The 18,541-nt window shown below is 72.6% G+C and carries 18 protein-coding genes; 9 read left to right on the forward strand and 9 right to left on the reverse strand.

Features of this window, described 5'->3' with window-relative positions; translation table 11 throughout:
* Positions 1-2: 2 nt before the first annotated feature.
* The 4 genes from ACZ4MH_RS18600 to mce all read right to left on the reverse strand — a co-directional run bounded on the left by ACZ4MH_RS18600 (position 3) and on the right by mce (position 7,314).
* The gene (locus ACZ4MH_RS18600; RefSeq protein WP_351598682.1) at positions 3-1,040 is read right to left on the reverse strand and encodes an ABC transporter ATP-binding protein; all 1,038 of its coding nucleotides are present in this window, start codon (positions 1,038-1,040) and stop codon (positions 3-5) included.
* Positions 1,041-1,242: 202 nt separating this feature from the next.
* Positions 1,243-2,181: a coiled-coil domain-containing protein gene (locus ACZ4MH_RS18605; protein WP_351598684.1), complete on the reverse strand. Its 939-nt coding sequence runs from the start codon at positions 2,179-2,181 to the stop codon at positions 1,243-1,245.
* A gap of 114 nt (positions 2,182-2,295) precedes the next feature.
* A complete protein-coding gene (gene scy, locus ACZ4MH_RS18610; RefSeq protein WP_467754572.1) occupies positions 2,296-6,723 on the reverse strand; it encodes a polarized growth protein Scy in 4,428 nt (1,475 codons plus the stop codon).
* A 162-nt stretch (positions 6,724-6,885) separates the two neighbouring features.
* Positions 6,886-7,314: a methylmalonyl-CoA epimerase gene (gene mce, locus ACZ4MH_RS18615; protein ID WP_030258452.1), complete on the reverse strand. Its 429-nt coding sequence runs from the start codon at positions 7,312-7,314 to the stop codon at positions 6,886-6,888.
* A 136-nt stretch (positions 7,315-7,450) separates the two neighbouring features.
* On the opposite strand from mce, the gene ACZ4MH_RS18620 reads away from it, so the two are divergent.
* Positions 7,451-8,656: an acetyl-CoA C-acetyltransferase gene (locus ACZ4MH_RS18620; RefSeq protein ID WP_351599480.1), complete on the forward strand. Its 1,206-nt coding sequence runs from the start codon at positions 7,451-7,453 to the stop codon at positions 8,654-8,656.
* Between the two features lie 80 nt (positions 8,657-8,736).
* Entirely contained in the window at positions 8,737-9,696 is a 960-nt protein-coding gene (meaB, locus tag ACZ4MH_RS18625; RefSeq protein ID WP_351599479.1) for a methylmalonyl Co-A mutase-associated GTPase MeaB, read from the forward strand.
* Positions 9,697-9,822: 126 nt separating this feature from the next.
* Here the strand turns inward: meaB and ACZ4MH_RS18630 are convergent, their stop codons facing one another.
* Positions 9,823-10,482: a PepSY domain-containing protein gene (locus ACZ4MH_RS18630; RefSeq protein WP_351599478.1), complete on the reverse strand. Its 660-nt coding sequence runs from the start codon at positions 10,480-10,482 to the stop codon at positions 9,823-9,825.
* A 200-nt stretch (positions 10,483-10,682) separates the two neighbouring features.
* On the opposite strand from ACZ4MH_RS18630, the gene ACZ4MH_RS18635 reads away from it, so the two are divergent.
* Positions 10,683-11,345 (forward strand): response regulator transcription factor, encoded by a 663-nt coding sequence (locus ACZ4MH_RS18635; RefSeq protein WP_351599477.1) that lies wholly within the window; start codon positions 10,683-10,685, stop codon positions 11,343-11,345.
* Positions 11,346-11,349: 4 nt separating this feature from the next.
* Complete coding sequence (locus ACZ4MH_RS18640; protein ID WP_351599476.1) at positions 11,350-12,741, forward strand: sensor histidine kinase; 1,392 nt, start codon at positions 11,350-11,352, stop codon at positions 12,739-12,741.
* A 116-nt stretch (positions 12,742-12,857) separates the two neighbouring features.
* Here the strand turns inward: ACZ4MH_RS18640 and ACZ4MH_RS18645 are convergent, their stop codons facing one another.
* The 4 genes from ACZ4MH_RS18645 to ACZ4MH_RS18660 all read right to left on the reverse strand — a co-directional run bounded on the left by ACZ4MH_RS18645 (position 12,858) and on the right by ACZ4MH_RS18660 (position 15,526).
* Positions 12,858-13,334 carry a MarR family winged helix-turn-helix transcriptional regulator gene (locus ACZ4MH_RS18645; RefSeq protein ID WP_351599475.1) on the reverse strand — a complete coding sequence of 159 codons (477 nt, stop codon included), beginning with the start codon at positions 13,332-13,334 and terminating at the stop codon, positions 12,858-12,860.
* 136 nt (positions 13,335-13,470) lie between these two features.
* The gene (locus ACZ4MH_RS18650; RefSeq protein ID WP_351599474.1) at positions 13,471-14,241 is read right to left on the reverse strand and encodes an AIM24 family protein; all 771 of its coding nucleotides are present in this window, start codon (positions 14,239-14,241) and stop codon (positions 13,471-13,473) included.
* Positions 14,238-14,888, reverse strand: a complete 651-nt coding sequence (locus ACZ4MH_RS18655) for an AIM24 family protein (RefSeq protein ID WP_351599473.1) — start codon at positions 14,886-14,888, stop codon at positions 14,238-14,240. Before ACZ4MH_RS18655 ends, ACZ4MH_RS18650 begins: the two co-directional genes overlap by 4 nt.
* Positions 14,888-15,526, reverse strand: coding sequence for an AIM24 family protein (locus ACZ4MH_RS18660; RefSeq protein WP_351599472.1), 639 nt, complete (start codon positions 15,524-15,526; stop codon positions 14,888-14,890). Before ACZ4MH_RS18660 ends, ACZ4MH_RS18655 begins: the two co-directional genes overlap by 1 nt.
* A 184-nt stretch (positions 15,527-15,710) precedes the next feature.
* Here ACZ4MH_RS18660 and ACZ4MH_RS18665 point away from each other — a divergent pair, with 184 nt between their 5' ends.
* The 5 genes from ACZ4MH_RS18665 to ACZ4MH_RS18685 all read left to right on the forward strand — a co-directional run bounded on the left by ACZ4MH_RS18665 (position 15,711) and on the right by ACZ4MH_RS18685 (position 18,492).
* Positions 15,711-16,061, forward strand: coding sequence for a DUF3817 domain-containing protein (locus tag ACZ4MH_RS18665; protein WP_351599471.1), 351 nt, complete (start codon positions 15,711-15,713; stop codon positions 16,059-16,061).
* A complete protein-coding gene (locus ACZ4MH_RS18670) occupies positions 16,058-16,360 on the forward strand; it encodes an MTH1187 family thiamine-binding protein (RefSeq protein WP_351599470.1) in 303 nt (100 codons plus the stop codon). Before ACZ4MH_RS18665 ends, ACZ4MH_RS18670 begins: the two co-directional genes overlap by 4 nt.
* 87 nt (positions 16,361-16,447) lie before the next feature.
* Positions 16,448-16,957 carry a MarR family winged helix-turn-helix transcriptional regulator gene (locus tag ACZ4MH_RS18675; RefSeq protein WP_351599469.1) on the forward strand — a complete coding sequence of 170 codons (510 nt, stop codon included), beginning with the start codon at positions 16,448-16,450 and terminating at the stop codon, positions 16,955-16,957.
* A gap of 112 nt (positions 16,958-17,069) precedes the next feature.
* Positions 17,070-17,411 (forward strand): DUF3817 domain-containing protein, encoded by a 342-nt coding sequence (locus tag ACZ4MH_RS18680; RefSeq protein ID WP_351599468.1) that lies wholly within the window; start codon positions 17,070-17,072, stop codon positions 17,409-17,411.
* Between the two features lie 7 nt (positions 17,412-17,418).
* Positions 17,419-18,492 (forward strand): acyl-CoA dehydrogenase family protein, encoded by a 1,074-nt coding sequence (locus ACZ4MH_RS18685; RefSeq protein ID WP_351599467.1) that lies wholly within the window; start codon positions 17,419-17,421, stop codon positions 18,490-18,492.
* Positions 18,493-18,541: the final 49 nt, after the last annotated feature.

Consider the following 18,541-nt stretch of genomic DNA (forward strand, 5'->3'; position numbering starts at 1 on the left):
GGTCAGCGCCCCTTCTTCCGCTGCCAGTCGGCGCCCCAGCCGCCGCCCGGCTGCCCAGCGGACGGGCCCGGAGGCGGCCCCGCGTCCGGACCGGGCGCGGGGCCCCCGGGCTCCGCCGGATCCGGATGTGCCGGGTCCGAGTGCGCGTGGTACTCCACCGACTCCGCCGTGAGCTGCATGAACGCCTCCTCCAACGATGCCTGCTGCGGGCTGAGTTCGTGCAGGACGAGGCCGTGCCCGGCGGCCAGCTCGCCCAGCCGGTCGGCGCCGACCCCGTCGATCTCCAGCGCGCCGTCCGCCGCCGGTACGGCGGTGTGCCCGGCCGCCGCCAGCACGTCCCGCAGCCGCTCGTGCTCCGGGGAGCGCATCCGTACGTAGCTGCGCGAGTTGCGCCGGATGAACTCGGCCATGGAGGTGTCGGCGAGCAGCCGGCCCTGCCCGATGACGACGAGGTGGTCGGCGGTCAGCGCCATCTCGCTCATCAGGTGCGAGGAGACGAAGACCGTACGGCCCTGGGCGGCCAGCCGCTTCATGAGGTTGCGGATCCAGTGGATGCCCTCGGGGTCGAGCCCGTTGACCGGCTCGTCGAACATCAGGATCTGCGGGTCGCCGAGCAGCGCGGCGGCGATGCCGAGCCGCTGTCCCATGCCGAGCGAGAACCCCTTGGCGCGCTTCTTGGCGACGGCGGTCAGGCCCACGGTGTCCAGCGCCTGGTGGACGCGGGCGCGCGGGATGCCGTTGCTCTGCGCCAGGCAGAGGAGATGGTGGTACGCGCTGCGGCCGCCGTGCATGGCCTTGGCGTCCAGCAGGGCGCCGATGTACTTCAGCGGGTCGCGCAGCTGACGGTAGTGCCTGCCGTCGATGCGGACCGTGCCGGCGGTGGGGTTGTCCAGGTCGAGCATCATCCGCATGGTCGTGGACTTCCCCGCGCCATTGGGACCGAGGAAGCCGGTGATGATCCCGGGCCGGACGGTGAAGGTCAGCCCGTCCACGGCAAGCTTCTCGCCGTACCGCTTGGTCAGCCCCTCGATCTCGATCATGCAGCCACGCTAGGGGCGGCAGCGCTCCTCCGCCCCTTGAACACACCCATTCCAGCCTGTCCGGTGTTCGAGGACCTGCACCGCCAAAATCAAGCCCGTCCGGCGTTTGAGGACGAGCGGCCGCCAAGCCGCGATACGGACCCGCACGCACCACTGCCCCGCACCGCACAACGCGGCACGGGGCAGTCGGTCAGCGGCAGGGTCAGCGACCCTGCTGGGCAGGCACCCCGCGGGACGCCGAGTCCTCCTCGCCCGGCGTACCGGCGGCAGCCACCGCCGCACCGGTAAGCGTGGCAAGCATCTCCCGCACATTGGTGAGCTGGGCGTTGATGGAGTCGCGCCGGTTCGTCAGCGCAGCGAGCTCCCGCTCCGATTCCGAGCGGATACGGTCCGCCTTCGCGTTCGCGTCGGCCACGATGTCCTCGGCCTGGCGCTGCGCGGTCTCCACCGTCTGGCGGGCCCGGCGCTCCGCGTCCGTACGCAGCTTCTCGGCCTCCAGGCGGAGCTGCTCGGCGCGGTGCTCGATCTCCGCGAGCCGCTTCTCGGCCTTGGCCTGACGCGAGGCCAGGTCCCGCTCGGACTGCTCGCGGCGCTTGGCGAGGTTGGTCTCGAAGTCGGCCGCGGCCTGGGCGGCCTTCGCGCGGGTCTCCTCGAAGAGGGAGTCCGCCTCCTCGCGCTTGGACTGCGCGTCCTTCTGCGCGTCGGCCCGCAGCGTCTGCGCCTCGCCCTTGGCCTTCTCGACGATCCGGGCGCCCTCGTCCTCCGCCTTGGCCTTGCGCTCGGTGGCGAACGCCTCCGCGTCGTTACGGACCTGCTGGGCGGCCGACTCGGCCAGCTCACGGTGCTGCTCGGCGGCCCGGCGCGCTTCCTCGCGCAGGTCCTTGGCCTCCTCCTCGGCGAGACGGAGGATCTTCTCGACCCGGGCACCGAGGCCCGCGTAGGACGGCTCGGCGTCGTTTACCTGGGCCTGGGCGTTCTGCGTTTCGAGGTGCAGCTCCTCGATGCGCTTTTCCAGCGAGGTGATACGGGCCAGCGCGCTGTCGCGGTCGGCGACGAGCTTCGTAATGCGGTCGTCGACCTGACCGCGGTCGTACCCACGCCGCACGAGCTCGAAACCGAAGGGGGAGGAAGTGTCGCTCATGGGGTTCCTGTCGAAAGAGACCGGTGAGGTGATAAGGGGAATCCTAGGGGCCCGAGCGGCGTGTCATCGAGTCATTGACCGTTTGAAGTGGAGAATGAACCCTCATTTGAGTGGCTAAGCATCAGACTGCTTGCCACCCGAACGAGTTGCTCCCGCGCCCGCCGCGGCCTTGACGCCCCCCGAACCGGAACCCTGCCCCGAGCCGCCCTTTCCGCCGCCCGCACCGCCCGGCGTCTCGAACGACTCCAGCGCCTCCAGGACGTCCTGGACCCGCGAGATCTCGGTGTTGATGTCCTCCCGGCGGCGGACCAGCACCTCCAGCTCGCGCTTCCCGTCGTCCACGATCCGCTGGGCCTCCTGCTCGGCCTCGGTACGCAGCGCCTCCGCCTCCCGTACCGCCTTCGCCTTCTTCTGCTCGGCCTCCTTGATCAGCCCCTCGGCCTTCTTCACCGCCGCGATGCGGACCCTGCTCGCCTCGCTGCTCGCGTCCGAGAGCATCTCCTTGGCCTTCTCCTCGGCCTCCACCTGCTGCGCGGTGGCCTGCGCGATGAGCTTGTCGACCCGCTCGCCCGCCGTCTTCATCGCCTCGGCCGACTCCCGGCGGGCCCGGTCGTGCAGCTCCTCGACCTCGGCCTCGATGCGGGCCCGCAGCTCCTCGGCGCGCTCCCGGATCGCGGTCGCGTCCCCCCGCGCCTCGCTGAGCAGCGTGTCGGCGTCCGTACGGGACTTCTCCACCCGCGCGTTGCCGTCGGCGGTGGCCTCCGAGACGATCCGCTCGGCCTCCTTGCGGGCCGCGCCGACCATCGTGTCGGCCTGCTCCTCGGCCGCGGTGGCCGTCTTCAGCGCCTCCTCCTGCGCTCTGGCGATCAGCTGGTCGGCCTGCTCGGCGGCGTCCGCGCGGCGCTTGGCCGCGTCCTTGCGCGCCTCGTCGAGCGTACGGTCGGCCTCCTCCAGCGCCTCGTTGCGGAACCGCTCGGCCTCGGCCTCGGCGTCCGCCTTGACCTGGTCGGCCTCCGACCGCGTGCGCTGCGCGTGCTGCTGCGCCGAGGTGACCGTTTCGGCCGCCTCGCCGCGCATCCGGTCCGCGTCCGCCGTCGCCTCGGCGAGCATCCGGTCGGCCTGCTCGCGGGCGTCGGCCCGGGTGCGGTCCGCCTCCCGCTCCGCCGTCGCGGTGGTCTCCGCCGCCTCCGTACGCAGCCGTTCGGCCTCCGTACCGGCCTCGGAGATCAGGCTGTCGGCCTGCTCGGCGGCGTCCGCGCGGCGCTTGGCCGCGTCCTTGCGCGCCTCGTCCGCCGTCCGGTCGGCCTCCGCACGGGCGTTCTCCAGCGCCTCGGCGGCCTCCGCGCGCAGCCGTTCGGCCTGTGCCGTGGCGTCCGCGACGAGCCGCTCGGCGTGCTCGCGCGCCTCGGCCCGCAGCCGGTCGGCGGCCTCCTGGCCCTCGCGGATGCTGCGGTCGGCGTCCGCCTGGGCCGACGAGGTCAGCTCGGTGGCCTCGTTGACGATCCGTTCGGCCTCCGTGCGGGCCTCGGCGATCAGCCGGTCCGCCTGCTCGGCGGCGTCGGTCCGCATCCGGTTGGCGTCCTCGCGCGCCTCGGCGCGGGCCCGGGCGGCGTCCTGCTCGGCGGCGGCCAGCGCGTCCGAGGCGTTCGTCCGCAGCTGCTGCGCCTTCTCCGTGGCGTCCGCGACCAGCTTCTCGGCCTGCGCGGTGGCCTCCGTCAGCAGCTCGTCCGCCTGCTCGGCGGCCTCGCTGCGGCGCTTGTTGGCGTCCTTGCGCGCCTCGTCCAGCGTGCTGTCGGCCTCCGCGCGCAGCCGCTCGGCCTCGGCGCCCGCCTCGGCCACCGTACGGTCGGCCTCCTGCGTGGCCTCGGCCAGCAGCTCGTCGGCCTGCTCGGCGGCGTCCGCGCGGCGCTTGTCGGCGGCCTGCCGCGCCTCGTCCAGCGCGCCCTGCGCCTCCGTGCGCAGCCGCTCCGCCTCGGCGATCGCCTCCGCAACCGTGCGCTCCGCCAGCGACTTGGCGGCCTCGGCCTCGGTCTGCGCGTCCTGCCGGATGCGGCCGGCGTCCTGCGAGGCCCGCTCGCGCTCGTCGTACGCGTCGGAGCGGAGCCGGTCCGCCTCCTGCCGCGCGTCCTCCTTCGTACGCTCCGCCGCGTGCTCCGCGGCGGACCGCAGCCCGGCGATCTCCTCCTCGGCCTGCTCGTGCAGCCCGGCGACCGCGTCGCGTACCTGCTGCGCGGTCTGCTCGGCGGTGGCGACCAGCTCCTCGGCGCGCCGGTCCGCCTCCTCCACCAGCCGCTCGGCCTCGGTCTGCGCCTCCGCCACCCGGTTGCGGGCCGCGGCGAGCAGCTCCTCGCTCTGCTCGCGGGCCGCCGTGCGCTCCTGGTGGGCCTCCTCGCGGGCCTCGCCCAGCTGCTGCTCGGCCTCCCGGCGGCGGCGCGCGGCCTCCTCCTGCGCCGCGGCCAGCGCCTCGGCGGCCTCCGTGCCCGTACGCTCGGCCGCCGCTGCGGCCTCCGCGCGCACCCGGTCGGCGGTCTCCTGCGCCTCCGCCTTCAGCCGCTCGGCCTCGGTGGTGGCCTCCGTGCGCAGCCGCGTGGCGGCGGCCTCGGCCTCGGCCCGCGCCTCGGAGGCGTCCGAGGCGGCCTCGGCACGCAGCCGCTCGGCCTCCTCCTCGGCCTGCTGCTCCTTCTCCCGGCGCCGCTCGGCGGACTCCGCCTTCAGCCGGGCAGTCTCCTCCTGGGCCTCCTTGCGCAGCCGCTCGGCCTCCTCGCGGGCCTCGCGCAGCGCCGTCTCGGCCGCGGTGACCCGCTCCTCCGCCTCGCCGTGCAGCCGGTCCAGCTCCGCCTGGGCCAGCTCGCGCCGCTCGTCCGCGCTGCGCTCGGCCTCGGCCCGCAGCTCGGTGGCGGCCGCCTCGGCCTCGGCACGGGTCGCCGCCGCGGCCTCCTCGGCCGCGGCATGCAGGTCCTCGGCCTCGCCGCGGGCCTGCTCCAGTGCCTCCTGGGCCTGCGTGCGCAGCTGCGTGGCGCGCTCGGCGGCCTCGGCGCGCAGCCGCTCGCTGTCCGCCGTCGCGCCCGAACGGGTCTCCTCCGCGTCGGACTTCGCCTTGGCCAGCAGCTCCTCGGCGGTGGCCGCGGCCTCCTCGATCTGCTGCACGGCCTCGCGGCGGGCCTCGCCGCGGATCCGCTCGCCCTCGTCGACCGCCTCGGTCCGCAGCTGCTCGGCCTCGCCGCGCAGCCGGCGCGCCTCCTCCTGCAGTTCGACGGTCTTGGCGCGGTACTCCTTGGTGTCGTCCTTGGCGGCGCCCTTGAGCTGCTGGGCGGTCTCGTGCGCCTCCTCGCGCAGCCGGTCCGCCTCGGCCTCGGCCTCCTTGCGGATCCGCTCGGCCTCCTCGGCGGCGGCCCGGGTGGTGGCCTTGGCGTCCTCCGACGCCTTGCTCACCATCTCCTCGGCGGACCGCGCGGCCTTCGCCAGCTGCGCGGCGGAGTCCTCGGCGGCCTTCGCGCGGGCCGCCTCCTGGGCCTCCGCGACCAGCCGCTCGGCCTCGGCCTTGGCGTCCGCGCGCAGCTGCTCGGCCTCGGCCTTCAGCGCCTCGGCCTCCTTGGTGGCCTCGCCGACCAGCCGGGCGATCTCCTGCTTGGCCGTACGGGTGCGCTGCTCGTTCTCCGACTCGGTCGCCGACAGCCGCTTGGCGGCGCTCGCCTCGGCCTCCTCGACCAGCTTGTCGGCCCGGGCGCGCGCCTCGCGCAGCGCCGTGTCGGCCTCCTGCAGCCGCTCTTCGGCGGTGCGGGTCAGCTCGGCGCTGCGCCGGCGGGCCTCCTCGGACTCGCCGGCCGTGGACGTCCGCAGCTGCTCGGCCTGGTCGGTGGCCTCCTGGGCCTGCGTGGACGCGGCGTTCAGCAGCCGCTCGGCGTCCGTACGGGCGCGGCGCAGGATCGCGTCGGCCTCGGCGCGGGCCTGCTCGGCCTCGGCGCCCAGCCGCTCGCGGGCCTGCTCGGCCAGCCGCTGGGCCTCGGCGCGCGCCTGCGACAGCGCCTGCTCGGCCTCGGCTCTGGACTCGTCCATGAGCCGGCGGGCCTGGGACTCGGTACGGGAGCGCAGTTGCTCGGCCCAGGCGACGTTCTCGTTGACGTGGCTCTCGACGGTCTGGCGGCGCTCGTTCAGCTCCTCGTCCAGCCGCCGGCGGCGCTCCACCGCCTCGGTGTGCAGCTCCGCTTCGAGGCGGGACTGGCGCTCGGCCTGCTCCTGCAGCAGCCGCTGGGTCTGGGCCCGGGCCTCGCGCAGCTCGCGCTCGGCGTCCGTGCGCAGCTGGTCGGCCTGGATCTGGGCGTTGCGCAGCAGCTGTTCGGCCTGGGCGCTGACGTTGTCGTACGCCGGGCGCGTCATGAGGGTACGGCGTGCCTCGTGGAGCTTGGCACGCAGAACTTCGACCTGGTAGCCGAGGTCGTCGGCATGCTGGACGGCCTTGTCCCGCTCCGTCTTCAGCCGCTCCATCTCGGCTTCGAACTGCGAGAGGTGATCGTCAGCCTCGTAGCGGTCGTTGCCCCGCACTGCGCGGTCCCATCCGTCCCCTGGTCATGGTGGCGGCCGGCTCCGTCGTGCGTGGAGCTGACCCTTCCGAAGAAATGGTGTCAGATCATCGGCGGAGATTGGACCGAGCCCCGATCCGGACCCCGGCCGAAGCAGCACTCTACCGGCCGGGGAACGTGAAGGTCAGTGCTCTTGGGAGGCCGTGACCAGTTCGGTCAGCACACCGTGGCAGTCCTTGGGGTGCAGGAAGGTGATCCGGGACCCCATCGAACCGGTCCGCGGCTCGTCGTACAGCACCCGCACGCCCTTCCCGCGGATGTCAGCAGCATCACCGTCCACATCGGCGGTGCCGAAGGCGATGTGGTGCACCCCCTCACCGTTCTTCTCCAGCCACTTGCCCACGGCCGAATCCTGCCGGGTCGGCTCCAGCAGCTGAAGGTACGAAGCGCCGCCGTCCGACGTATCGTTGATCTTCAGCATGGCCTCCCGCACGCCCTGCTCTTCGTTGACCTCGGAGTGGAACACCTCGAAGCCGTACGTCGCCCGGTAGAACTCAACAGTCTTGTCGAGGTCGAAGCAGGCGATCCCGATGTGATCGATTCGCGTCAGCATGCTTCCAGTGCACCGCTCGCACGCATGATTACGCAACGTGCGCGCGATCACACCCGCGGCCCGGTGACCCGGCCGGTACCGCTCAGTACATTGAGGAAAACCCTCGTTAACTTCCCTGCACAGGAAGGCCGCGCTGATGTCCTCATCGAACGGCAGCACCACCTCCGTGATCGTCGCGGGGGCACGCACCCCCATGGGGCGCCTCCTGGGCTCCCTGAAGTCCTTCTCCGGCGCCGACCTGGGAGGCTTCGCCATCAAGGCGGCACTGGACCGGGCCGGCATCGGCGGCGACCAGGTGCAGTACGTGATCATGGGCCAGGTCCTGCAGGCCGGCGCGGGCCAGATCCCCGCCCGCCAGGCGGCCGTGAAGGCCGGCATCCCGATGAACGTCCCGGCCCTGACCGTCAACAAGGTCTGTCTCTCCGGCCTGGACGCCATCGCGCTGGCCGACCAGCTCATCCGCGCGGGCGAGTTCGACGTGATCGTGGCCGGCGGCCAGGAGTCCATGACCAACGCCCCGCACCTGCTCCCGAAGTCCCGCGGCGGCTACAAGTACGGCGCCGTGGAGATGCTGGACGCCATGGCGCACGACGGGCTCACCGACGCCTTCGAGAACGTCGCGATGGGCGAGTCCACCGAGAAGCACAACACCCGCCTCGGCATCCGGCGCCCCGAGCAGGACGAGATCGCGGCCCGCTCCCACCAGCGCGCCGCCGCCGCGCAGAAGAACGGCCTCTTCGAGGCGGAGATCACCCCCGTGGAGATCCCGCAGCGCAAGGGCGAGGCGGTCGTTTTCAGCCAGGACGAGGGCATCCGCGGCGAGACCACCGCCGAGTCGCTGGGCAAGCTGCGCCCCGCGTTCGCCAAGGACGGCACGATCACCGCCGGCACCTCCTCGCAGATCTCCGACGGCGCCGCCGCCGTGGTCGTGATGAGCAAGGCCAAGGCCGAGGAGCTGGGCCTGGAGTGGATCGCGGAGATCGGCGCGCACGGCAACGTCGCGGGCCCGGACAACTCCCTCCAGTCCCAGCCCAGCAACGCGATTACGCATGCGCTGGGCAAGGAAGGGCTGGGCGTCGAGGACCTTGATCTGATCGAGATCAACGAGGCCTTCGCGGCGGTCGCGGTCCAGTCCATGAAGGACCTCGGCGTGTCCCCGGAAAAGGTGAACGTCAACGGCGGCGCGATTGCGCTGGGCCACCCGATCGGCATGTCCGGTGCGCGGATCGTGCTGCACCTCGCGCTGGAGCTGAAGCGCCGCGGGGGCGGCGTGGGCGCGGCGGCGCTGTGCGGCGGTGGCGGTCAGGGTGACGCCCTGATCGTCCGCGTACCCGGCAAGTAACCCGGAAGGGTGCCCGCACATCAACGGCGGGCACCCGTACCGACGCACCTTCACAGGGACCGAGAACGGAGCACCGACCCATGGCAGACGTCCCCACCCTGGTCGAACAGGCCCGAGAGGGCCGCCCGCGCGCCGTGGCCCGGCTGATCTCTCTCGTCGAGGGCGCCTCCCCGCAACTGCGCGAGGTGATGGCTGCGCTCGCACCCCTGACCGGCGGAGCGTACGTCGTAGGCCTCACCGGTTCCCCCGGCGTAGGCAAGTCGACGTCCACGTCCGCCTTGGTCACGGCTTACCGCAAGGCAGGCAAGCGGGTCGGCGTGCTGGCCGTCGACCCGTCTTCCCCCTTCTCCGGCGGCGCCCTGCTCGGCGACCGGGTACGGATGAGCGAGCACGCCTCCGACCCCGGCGTCTACATCCGCTCCATGGCCACCCGCGGCCACCTCGGCGGCCTCGCCTGGGCGGCGCCGCAGGCCATCCGCGTACTGGACGCGGCCGGCTGCGACGTGATCCTGGTCGAGACAGTCGGCGTGGGCCAGTCCGAGGTGGAGATCGCCTCCCAGGCCGACACCAGTGTGGTCCTGCTGGCCCCCGGCATGGGCGACGGCATCCAGGCCGCCAAGGCGGGCATCCTGGAGATCGGCGACGTCTACGTCGTCAACAAGGCCGACCGGGACGGCGCGGACGCCACGGCGCGCGAGCTGAACCACATGCTGGGCCTGGGGGAGTCCCGCGCGCCCGGCGACTGGCGCCCGCCCATCGTGAAGACCGTCGCGGCCCGCGGCGAGGGCGTCGACGAGGTCGTCGAGGCGCTGGAGAAGCACCGCGCCTGGATGGACGAGCACGGCGTACTCGCCGAGCGCCGGGCGTCCCGCGCGGCCCGCGAGGTCGAGACGATCGCCGTCACGACCCTCCGCGAACGCATCGGCGATCTGCACGGCGACCGCCGCCTGGGCGCCCTGGCCGACCGCATCGTGGCCGGCACGCTCGACCCGTACACCGCCGCCGACGAGCTGGTGGCGGGCCTGACGGAACAGGGCTGACGGCACAGTCCTGACGGCACAGGACCGGCGGCACAGGACCGACGGCAGAAGGCCGGCCGGCTCCTCGGGGGGCGAGGAGCCGGCCGGCCCGGCAGGCGGCGGGGGGCGCCGCCGTCATGGGGTGGTTCAGTCGTCGTCGCCGTCGTCGTCCGACGGCGCGTTGCTCACCGCGCCGCTGCCCGGGTCGACGTTCACGTGGTGCTCGGCGCCGTCCTTGGTGACCGTCTCGGCCTCCCAGACCAGCTTCTTGGCGTTGTCGGGGCCGTCCAGCTCGACCGAGACGACCGTGCCGTGCGCGGCCGCCCGCTGCGCCGCCTCGGCGATGTCCACGGACGCGCTGTTCAGTGCCGCGTCCACCTTCTGCTTGCCGAAGTCGCCGTCGCCGTCCCGGTCGACGTGCTGGTGCCGCACCTCGGCCTTGTCGGCGCCGATGGTGAGGTCGTGCCACTTGCCGTCCTTGCCCAGCACGCTGACCTCCCAGGCGGTGCCGGACGCGTCGTCGTCCAGGTCGACCTCGGTGACCGCACCCGGCACGGCCTTCAGCGCCGCGGCCGCCGCCTGCTGCGCGGTGACCGTCGCCGCCCGCGCCTCCCGCGCGTCGTCGCCGTCCCCGTCCTGCCCCTGTCCGTCGTCGTACCGCGCCACGCCGCCGGCCTGCTGACCCTGCGCCGCGCTCGGCGCCGAGCCGGTCGTCCCGTCCTCGCTGCCGATGGCGACGGCGGTCGCGGTACCGCCGGCGATCAGAGCGGCCGCGGCGACGGTGGCGATGACGACATTGCGCTTCATGGTGATGACTCCCAGCGATAGGTGGCATTCAGGCAGGATCACCCGGGGGCCGGGGGTCTCCCGGAGGGGGCCGGGGATGGCCCCCAGGTGATGCCCTCACACTGCCGACCCGTTCCTGAAGCCACCCTGAAGGAGCCTGAAGCCGTCTTCAGGAAGCGACCCTGAAGCGGCCTTCAGCAAGCCGGTGGCACCCTTGTCGCATGCGCCTGTTGATCGTGGAGGACGAGAAGCGGCTGGCCCGTTCCCTCGCCGCCGGCCTGACCGCCGAGGGATACGCCGTGGACGTCGTGCACGACGGCCTGGAGGGCCTGCACATGGCGGGCGAGGGCGCGTACGACCTCCTCGTCCTGGACATCATGCTGCCCGGCATGAACGGCTACCGCGTCTGCGGCGCCCTGCGCGCCGCCGGCAACGACGTGCCCATCCTCATGCTCACCGCCAAGGACGGCGAGTACGACGAGGCCGAGGGCCTGGACACCGGCGCCGACGACTACCTCACCAAGCCCTTCAGCTACGTCGTGCTGGTCGCCCGCGTGAAGGCGCTGCTGCGCCGCCGCGGCCGCACCGCGCTGCCCGTACTGACCGTCGGCGCCCTCACCGTCGACCAGGGCGCCCGCACCGTGCGCCGCGCGGACGCCGACGTGCCGCTGACCACCAAGGAGTTCGCCGTACTGGAACAGCTCGCGCTGCGCGCCGGCGAGGTGGTCGCCAAGTCCGAAATCCTCGAACACGTCTGGGACTTCGCCTACGACGGCGACCCGAACATCGTCGAGGTCTACGTCAGCGCCCTGCGCCGCAAGCTCGGCGCGGCCACGATCCAGACCGTGCGCGGCGCGGGCTACCGGATGGTGCCCGGTGTTTAGGGCCATGGGATCGGTACGGGCCAGAGCGGCCGCGGGCGCCACGGTCGTGGTCGCCCTCGCCCTCATCGGGGTCGGGATAGCCGTCCTGCTGGTGCTGCGGGACAACCTGGCCGCGCAGGCCGATCTGCACGCCGAGGTCACCGCTCGCGAGGTGGCCTCCCAGATCGCCACCGGCACCCGCTACCGGGACCTCGACCTGCCGGACGCCGACGACCATCCCGTGCTCGTCGACGACGAGGACGGCCGCGTGCTGGCGGCCGGTGAGGACCTGCAGGCCGTCGACGGCGCGAAGGTCTCCTTGGGGACGCAGGGCAACGGCCGCCACGGTGACGACGACGGCGACGCCCCCCGCCCCGGGGAGGTGGACGACGATGTCGAGCACTCCGACGGCACGGCCGTCGTGGACGGCGAGCGCGCCGACTACCGCTGGGCCGAAGTGGACGCCACCGACACCCACGACCGTACGGTGACCGTCATGGCCGGCACCTCGCGCGCCGCCGAGGAGGAGACCATCGGCTCGGTGCGGAACGCCATGCTCATCGGCCTGCCGCTGCTGCTCCTGGTCGTCGCGGGCGTCACCTGGCTGGTCACCCGCCGCGCGCTGCGCCCCGTCGAGGGCATCCGCACCGAGATGGCCGCGATCACCGCCAGTACGGACCTGTCCCGGCGGGTGCCGGAGCCCGCGTCCCGCGACGAGATCGCCCGGCTGGCCCGCACCACCAACGAGACGCTGACCGCCCTGGAGGCGTCCGTCGAGCGCCAGCGCGCCTTCATCGCGGACGCCTCGCACGAGCTGCGCAGCCCCATCGCCAGCCTGCGCACCCAGCTGGAGGTCGCTCAGGCGCACCCCGAGCTGCTGGACCTGCCGGGCGCGGTGGAGGACACCGTACGGCTCCAGCACCTGGCCGCCGACCTGCTGCTGCTGGCCCGCCTGGACGCGGGGGAGCGGCCCAAGGACACCCGGATCGACCTGGGCGCGCTGGCCCGCGAGGAGCTGTCGCAGCGGGTCGCCGACCGGCTGCCGGTGCGCGCGGGGGAGCTGCCGAGCGTGGAGGTCACCGGCTCGCGCGGCCAGCTGAGCCGGATCCTGGGCAATCTCGTCGACAACGCCCAGCGGCACGCCCGTTCGCAGGTCGCGGTGGACGTGCGCCGGGACGGCCGGTGGGCGGTGCTGCGGGTGGACGACGACGGGCCCGGCGTGGCGGCGGCCGACCGGGAGCGGATCTTCGAGCGGTTCGTCCGGCTGGACGACGCGCGCAGCCGGGACGACGGCGGCGCGGGCCTCGGCCTCGCCATCGCCCGGGACATCGCCGAACGGCACGGCGGCACGCTCGCGGTGCGCGACGGCGCGGCCTTCGAACTGCGGCTGCCGGTCGCGCCGGACGGGCAGCACTGAGCACCCCCTCATCGGGGCAGAGATCGGCCGAGCGGCGCCGCGCGGGTGCGACGGTGTTCCCCCACCCGCGTCCCGCACGGCGCCCGGCCGGTTCAGTACGTAAGCCCGTACGGGGATCAGTACTTGCCGCGGTGCCCCCGCAGGTGATCCGCCACCGGCGTCAGCGAGGCGCGCAGCGCGGCCAGGTCGTCCGCCGAGAACAGGTCGATGAAGTGCTTGCGCACGGAGGCCACGTGGTGCGGCGCGACCCGGCGCATGGTGTCCCAGCCGTCGTCGGTGAGCACCGCGTACAGCCCGCGCCGGTCGGACTCGCAGCTCTCGCGGCGCACCAGCCCGGCGTTCTCCATGCGGGTGATCTGGTGCGAGAGCCGGCTCTTGGACTGCAGGGTGGAGGCCGCGAGGTCGCTCATGCGCATCCTGCGGTCCTCCGCCTCGGAGAGGTTCACCAGGATCTCGTAGTCGTTGTAGGTCAGCCCGAACGGCTGGAGATCCCGCTCCAGCTGGTGCGTCAGCAGCCTGCTGACGTCGAGATGGGTGCGCCAGGCACGCTGCTCCTGGTCGGTCAGCCAGGGGGTGTCACTGTCGGTCGTCATGAATGAATTCTACCCGTGAAAGTTGAATGGTAAATTAGTCATGCCCCGTGATCGTGGCCTCACCGGGCCGTTCCCGCCGGGGGTCATTCCGGCGGCAGGGCTCAGACGTTCGAGGTCACCCTCCGCAGACTACCGCTCACAGGCCGAAGCGGCGCTGGAGCCCCCCGAGTGATCCCGGCAGCTGTGGCATTTGTGAGCCACCGGCGTGGCCGGCGGACCCGCCCGGCACCCCCGGTTCCGCCGGCACCGTCCCCGTCGGCGCCTCCGGCATCAGCTGCTCGGTCGACTGCAGCAGCACCGTGCCCGCGCCGACGAACTCGAATTGGTGCTCCTCGCCGGAGACCCCGCCGATCCCGGTGTGCGCCCGCAGGCCCCCGAGGAAGCCGCGCAGATACTGATGATCGTAGTGATGGCACGGCGAGGGGCAGTCCGCCCAGCCCACCAGCGCCTGCGGATCGACCCGGATCGGCGGCTCGGCGAAGACCACCGGGCCGTTGGAGGCCGCGACGAATTTCCCGGTGCCGATGAGCGTCGAAAAGCCCGGCACGATCGACTGCTTCAGCGACAGGGATGGCTGAAAAGCGAGCAGGTTTCCCGACCGGATCGTGAGGTTGCCCTCTTCCAGGTCATAGGAATTCACATCGAACGCCCGGTCCGCCAGCAGCATTTTTCCCCGGCCCTGCGCGACCACCCAGTCCGCGGCGTGCAGCGGCGAATGGAAACTGCTCGCGATCAACCGGTCCAGCGCGCCGTGCCCGATTCCCTGGAAATCGATCTGCCCGAAATAGGCGATCATCTTTCCCTTCTGCAGGAACCACTGCCCGTCCAGCTCCACGCTGAAGGCGTACGGATTGACGTTGTCGGCCGCGGGCAGCGAATGCACATCGTGAATGACGGGACCGGTCACAGCTTTTCCTCCGAGGCCTGTACGTAGACGGTGCCCTGGCCCGACAGTTCCAGCTGGAACGCCTCGCCCGAGCCGCGGCCGACCATCTCCCGCCAGCCCAGGGCCGTGGAGAGCTTGTTGCGGACATCGCCGCGGTGGGCGACGTACGCCTGCGGGTCGACATGGACCGGGCGGTCCGGGCGGATCGGCAGTTCGATGACGCCGCCGTGTGCCATCACGGCGGCCGAGCCGCGGCCTTCGAGGGTCGTGGTGAACAGGCCCTGGCCGGTCACCTGGCCGCGCACCATGCCCATCACGCCGCCCTGCGAGCCCATGAACATCGTGCCCTGGCGGAGCGTCCCGTCGAATGCCAGCAGCCGGTCGGCCTCGACGTAGAGGGTGTCGCCGGTGAGGTCGACGACGTGGACGTGGTGGCCGCCGTGGCCGAACATCACCGAGCCACTGCCCTCGACGGTCATCAGCGGTGTCGCCTCGTTCGCGATCCGCCGGCCGATCATGGAGCCGATGCCGCCCTGGCCACCCTGGATGTTGGGCGTGAAGGACACCTCGCCCTGGTACGCGAGCATCGCGCCGCGCTGGCTGAACAGCCGCTGCCCGGGCGCGACCTCGGCCCGCACCATGCGCGAGTTGAGGACCGTGAACGGCATCAGACCTCACCGCCGACGGTGTTGCGCTCGCTGGGCTGTACGTACACCAGGCCCTCGCCCTCGAAGCGGATCTGGAAGGCCTCGCCCGAGCCCTCCCCGATGAACGTGCGGAAGTTCACACCGGACTGGAAGTGCTGCCGCAGGTCTCCGGTGTGCGCGACGTACGCGCCCGGGTCGACCTGGAGCGGGGCCTCGCGGGTCACCCGCAGCACGACGGCGGGCCCGTCGGAGGTGAGCGCGGCCTGGCCCGTGCCCTCCACGGTCGTGGTGAACAGCCCGTTGCCCTGCGAGGCGCCGCGCAGCCCCGTGAAGGTCGTGCCCGTACGCAGTGCGGCGTCCGTGCACAGCAGGTTGCTGGCCTCGACGTACAGCTTCTCGCCGTGCAGGTTCACCAGGCTGATCTCGCTCGCGCGGTCCGCGAAGTAGCAGGTCCCCTCGCCCTTCACCTCCATCACTTCCATCTGTTCCCCGGTCAGCCGCCGGGTCACCATGCCGCGCAGGCCCTCGCCCCCGCCGCTCATCTTCTTGAACGCCATCCGGCCGTCGTACGCGACCATCGCACCGTTCTTCGCCTTCACGGCATCGCCGGTCATGTCGACGGCGAGCACCTTGCTCCCCTGGAGCCGAAACTGAGCCACGGCACCAGACCGTAGTCCGCGGCGGCGCCGGAGGGCAGAGGACCGGGTGCGGACCGGCCGGGCGGCGGGGGTCGGGGGCGGGCCCGGCGACAGGGGGCCGCGGCGCGGCTGTCACAATGGAGCGGTGCTTGTGAATGTAAGCACAAGCTAAAGGCTGTACCGACCCCACCCGAACGAGGTTCCCGTGGACATCAAGACCGCATCCGCCCTGCGCCGGCTCCGCCTGGTCTCGGCCCCCGAGGCCGTCTCCTTCCTGCTGCTGCTGATCTGCTCGGTCCTGAAGCGGACGACGGACTTCAACGCGGTGCCGGTGATGGGCGCCGTCCACGGCGTCCTGTTCATCCTGTACGTGATCTTCTGGCTGGACGCCTGGAACCGTACGAAGTGGTCGTTCGGCAGGGCCGCGCTCTACTTCGTCCTCTCCGTCCTGCCCACCGGCGGCTTCTTCGCCGAGCGGAAGCTGAAGCACGAGGCCGAGGCGGTCGTGATCGCCGCCCGCGCGCGCAAGGAGAAGGAAGGCGTGGTCAGCGCATGATCGTCGCATTCTCGGTGAGCCCGCTCGGCGTCGGCGAGGACGTGGGGGAGTACGTGGCCGACGCGGTGCGGGTCGTCCGCGAGTCCGGGCTGCCGAACCGTACGGACGCCATGTTCACCTCCATCGAGGGCGAGTGGGACGAGGTCATGGACGTCGTCAAGCGCGCCGTCGCCGCGGTCGAGGCACGCGCGGGCCGGGTCTCGCTCGTCCTCAAGGCCGACATCCGGCAGGGCGTCACCGACGGGCTGACCTCGAAGGTGGACACGGTCGAGCGGTATCTCGCGGAGGGCCGCGACTGACCGGAACGGGCGGGGCGCCGGCCCCACCCGCGCCCGTTCTCTGAGACGGGGCTGACCACCATATGGGCGACCGGTAGGGTCGGAGATGTGCCGAAGCCGCTCAGTCTTCCCTTCGATCCCATCGCCCGCGCCGATGAGCTGTGGCAGCGCCGGTGGGGGGCCGTCCCGTCGATGGCGGCGATCACCTCGATCATGCGGGCCCAGCAGATCCTGCTCGGCGAGGTGGACGCCGTGGTCAAGCCGTACGGCCTCACCTTCGCGCGCTACGAAGCCCTGGTGCTGCTGACCTTCTCGCAGGCCGGCGAGTTGCCGATGTCCAAGATCGGCGAACGCCTGATGGTGCATCCCACCTCGGTCACCAACACCGTCGACCGGCTGGTGAAGTCCGGCCTGGTCGCCAAGCGCCCGAACCCGAACGACGGGCGCGGCACGCTCGCGTCCATCACGGACAAGGGGCGCGAGGTGTGCGACGAGGCGACGCGGGACCTGATGGCGATGGACTTCGGGCTCGGCGCGTACGACGCGGAGGAGTGCCAGGAGATCTTCGCGCTGCTGCGCCCGCTGCGGGTGGCGGCGGCGGACTTCGCGGACGAGTGAGCAGGCGCGTGAGCAGGCGTGTAAGTCGGGCGTGAATAAGGGGCTGTTAAGCCCTGCTCCGGGCGTGGGGGCGGCGAAGATCGCCCCCGCTCGTGCGGTTACGCTCGAAGGCATGAAACGAAGCGTGCTGACCCGCTACCGGACGATGGCGTACGTGACGGGCGTGCTGCTGGTCCTGCTGACCCTCGGCGTGATCGCCAAGTACCTGCTGCACATCGACGGTGCGAGCGGCTTCACCAGCGTCGTCGGCATCGCCCACGGCTGGCTGTACGTGGTGTACCTGGTCTTCGCCTTCGACATGGGCTCCAAGGCCAAGATGCCGTTCGGGAAGCTGGTGTGGGTGCTGCTGGCCGGCACGATCCCCACCGCCGCCTTTTTCGTCGAGCGCAAGGTCTCGCGCGAGCTGGAGCCGCTGATCACGGGCGACGCGGCCGCGCAGACCGCCAAGGTCTGACCCCCGCATGAGCGAGCCGTACGCCGACCGCCGCGACCACCCGCTGGTCGCGGCCGCGCGGCGGCTCGCCGACGAGACCCTCGCCCCGGCCGCCGAGCGTGCCGACCGCGAGGGCGTGGACCCCGCCACGCTGGCCGCGGTCAAGGCGTCCGGCGTGCTCGGCGCCGCAGGGCCGGTGGCGTACGGCGGTTCCGCCGCACCCGCCGCCGTCGTCCGCGAGATCGTCGAGCTCCTCGCCGGGGCCTGCTGCGCCACCTTCTTCGTCCAGGCGCAGCACCACACGCCCGTCGCGACGCTCGCCGCCGCCCCCGAGGGCACGCCCGTACGCGAGCAGCTGCTGCGCCCGCTGTGCGACGGGACGCTGCTGGCCGGCGTCGCCTTCTCCCATCTGCGGGCCTTCCCGAAGCTGCCGGTGCGCGTCACGCGGGAGCACGCGGGCTGGCGCTTCGACGGCCGGGTGCCCTGGTACACCGGCTGGGGGCTGAACGACGTCCTGCTGCTCGGCGGGGCGACCGAGGGCGGCGAAGTGGTCTTCGCCGTCACCGAGGCCCGCGCGCAGCCGGGGCTGCGCGCCACCGAGCCGCTGGAGCTGGCCGCGCTCTCCGGCACCCGCACCGTCGGCCTGGAGCTGGACGGGCTGGTGCTGCCGGACGGCGCGGTGGCGCTCCGGCAGCCGTACGAGGAGTGGGCCGCGGCGGACCGGCCGAAGAACACCAACGTCAACCCGGCGGTGCTGGGCGTCACCCGGGCCGCGCTGGACCTCCTGGACGCCTCGGGCGACGAGGCCGCGGCGCGGACCGCCGGCGTGCTGCGCGAGCGGCTGGCGGCCGTACGCAAGGATGCGTACGCGCTGCTGGACGAGGTACCGGCTCAGGAACGCATCGCCGACCGGCTGGCGGCCAAGATGCGCGCGTACGACGTGCTGCGGGCGGCGACCACGGCCGCCGTCGTGGCAGGCGGCGGCCGGGCCGTGGGCCTGGACAGCCCGGCCCAGCGGCTGGCGCGCGAGGGCATGTTCCTGCTGGTCCAGGGCCAGACCGGCGACGTCAGGGACGCGCATCTGGCCGCCCTGCGCGGCTGAGGCGCGGGCCGGCGGACCCCGCTGTCGGAGGTACTGCGGCGGACTGCCA

The organism is Streptomyces sp. NPDC026301, assembly GCF_055567935.1.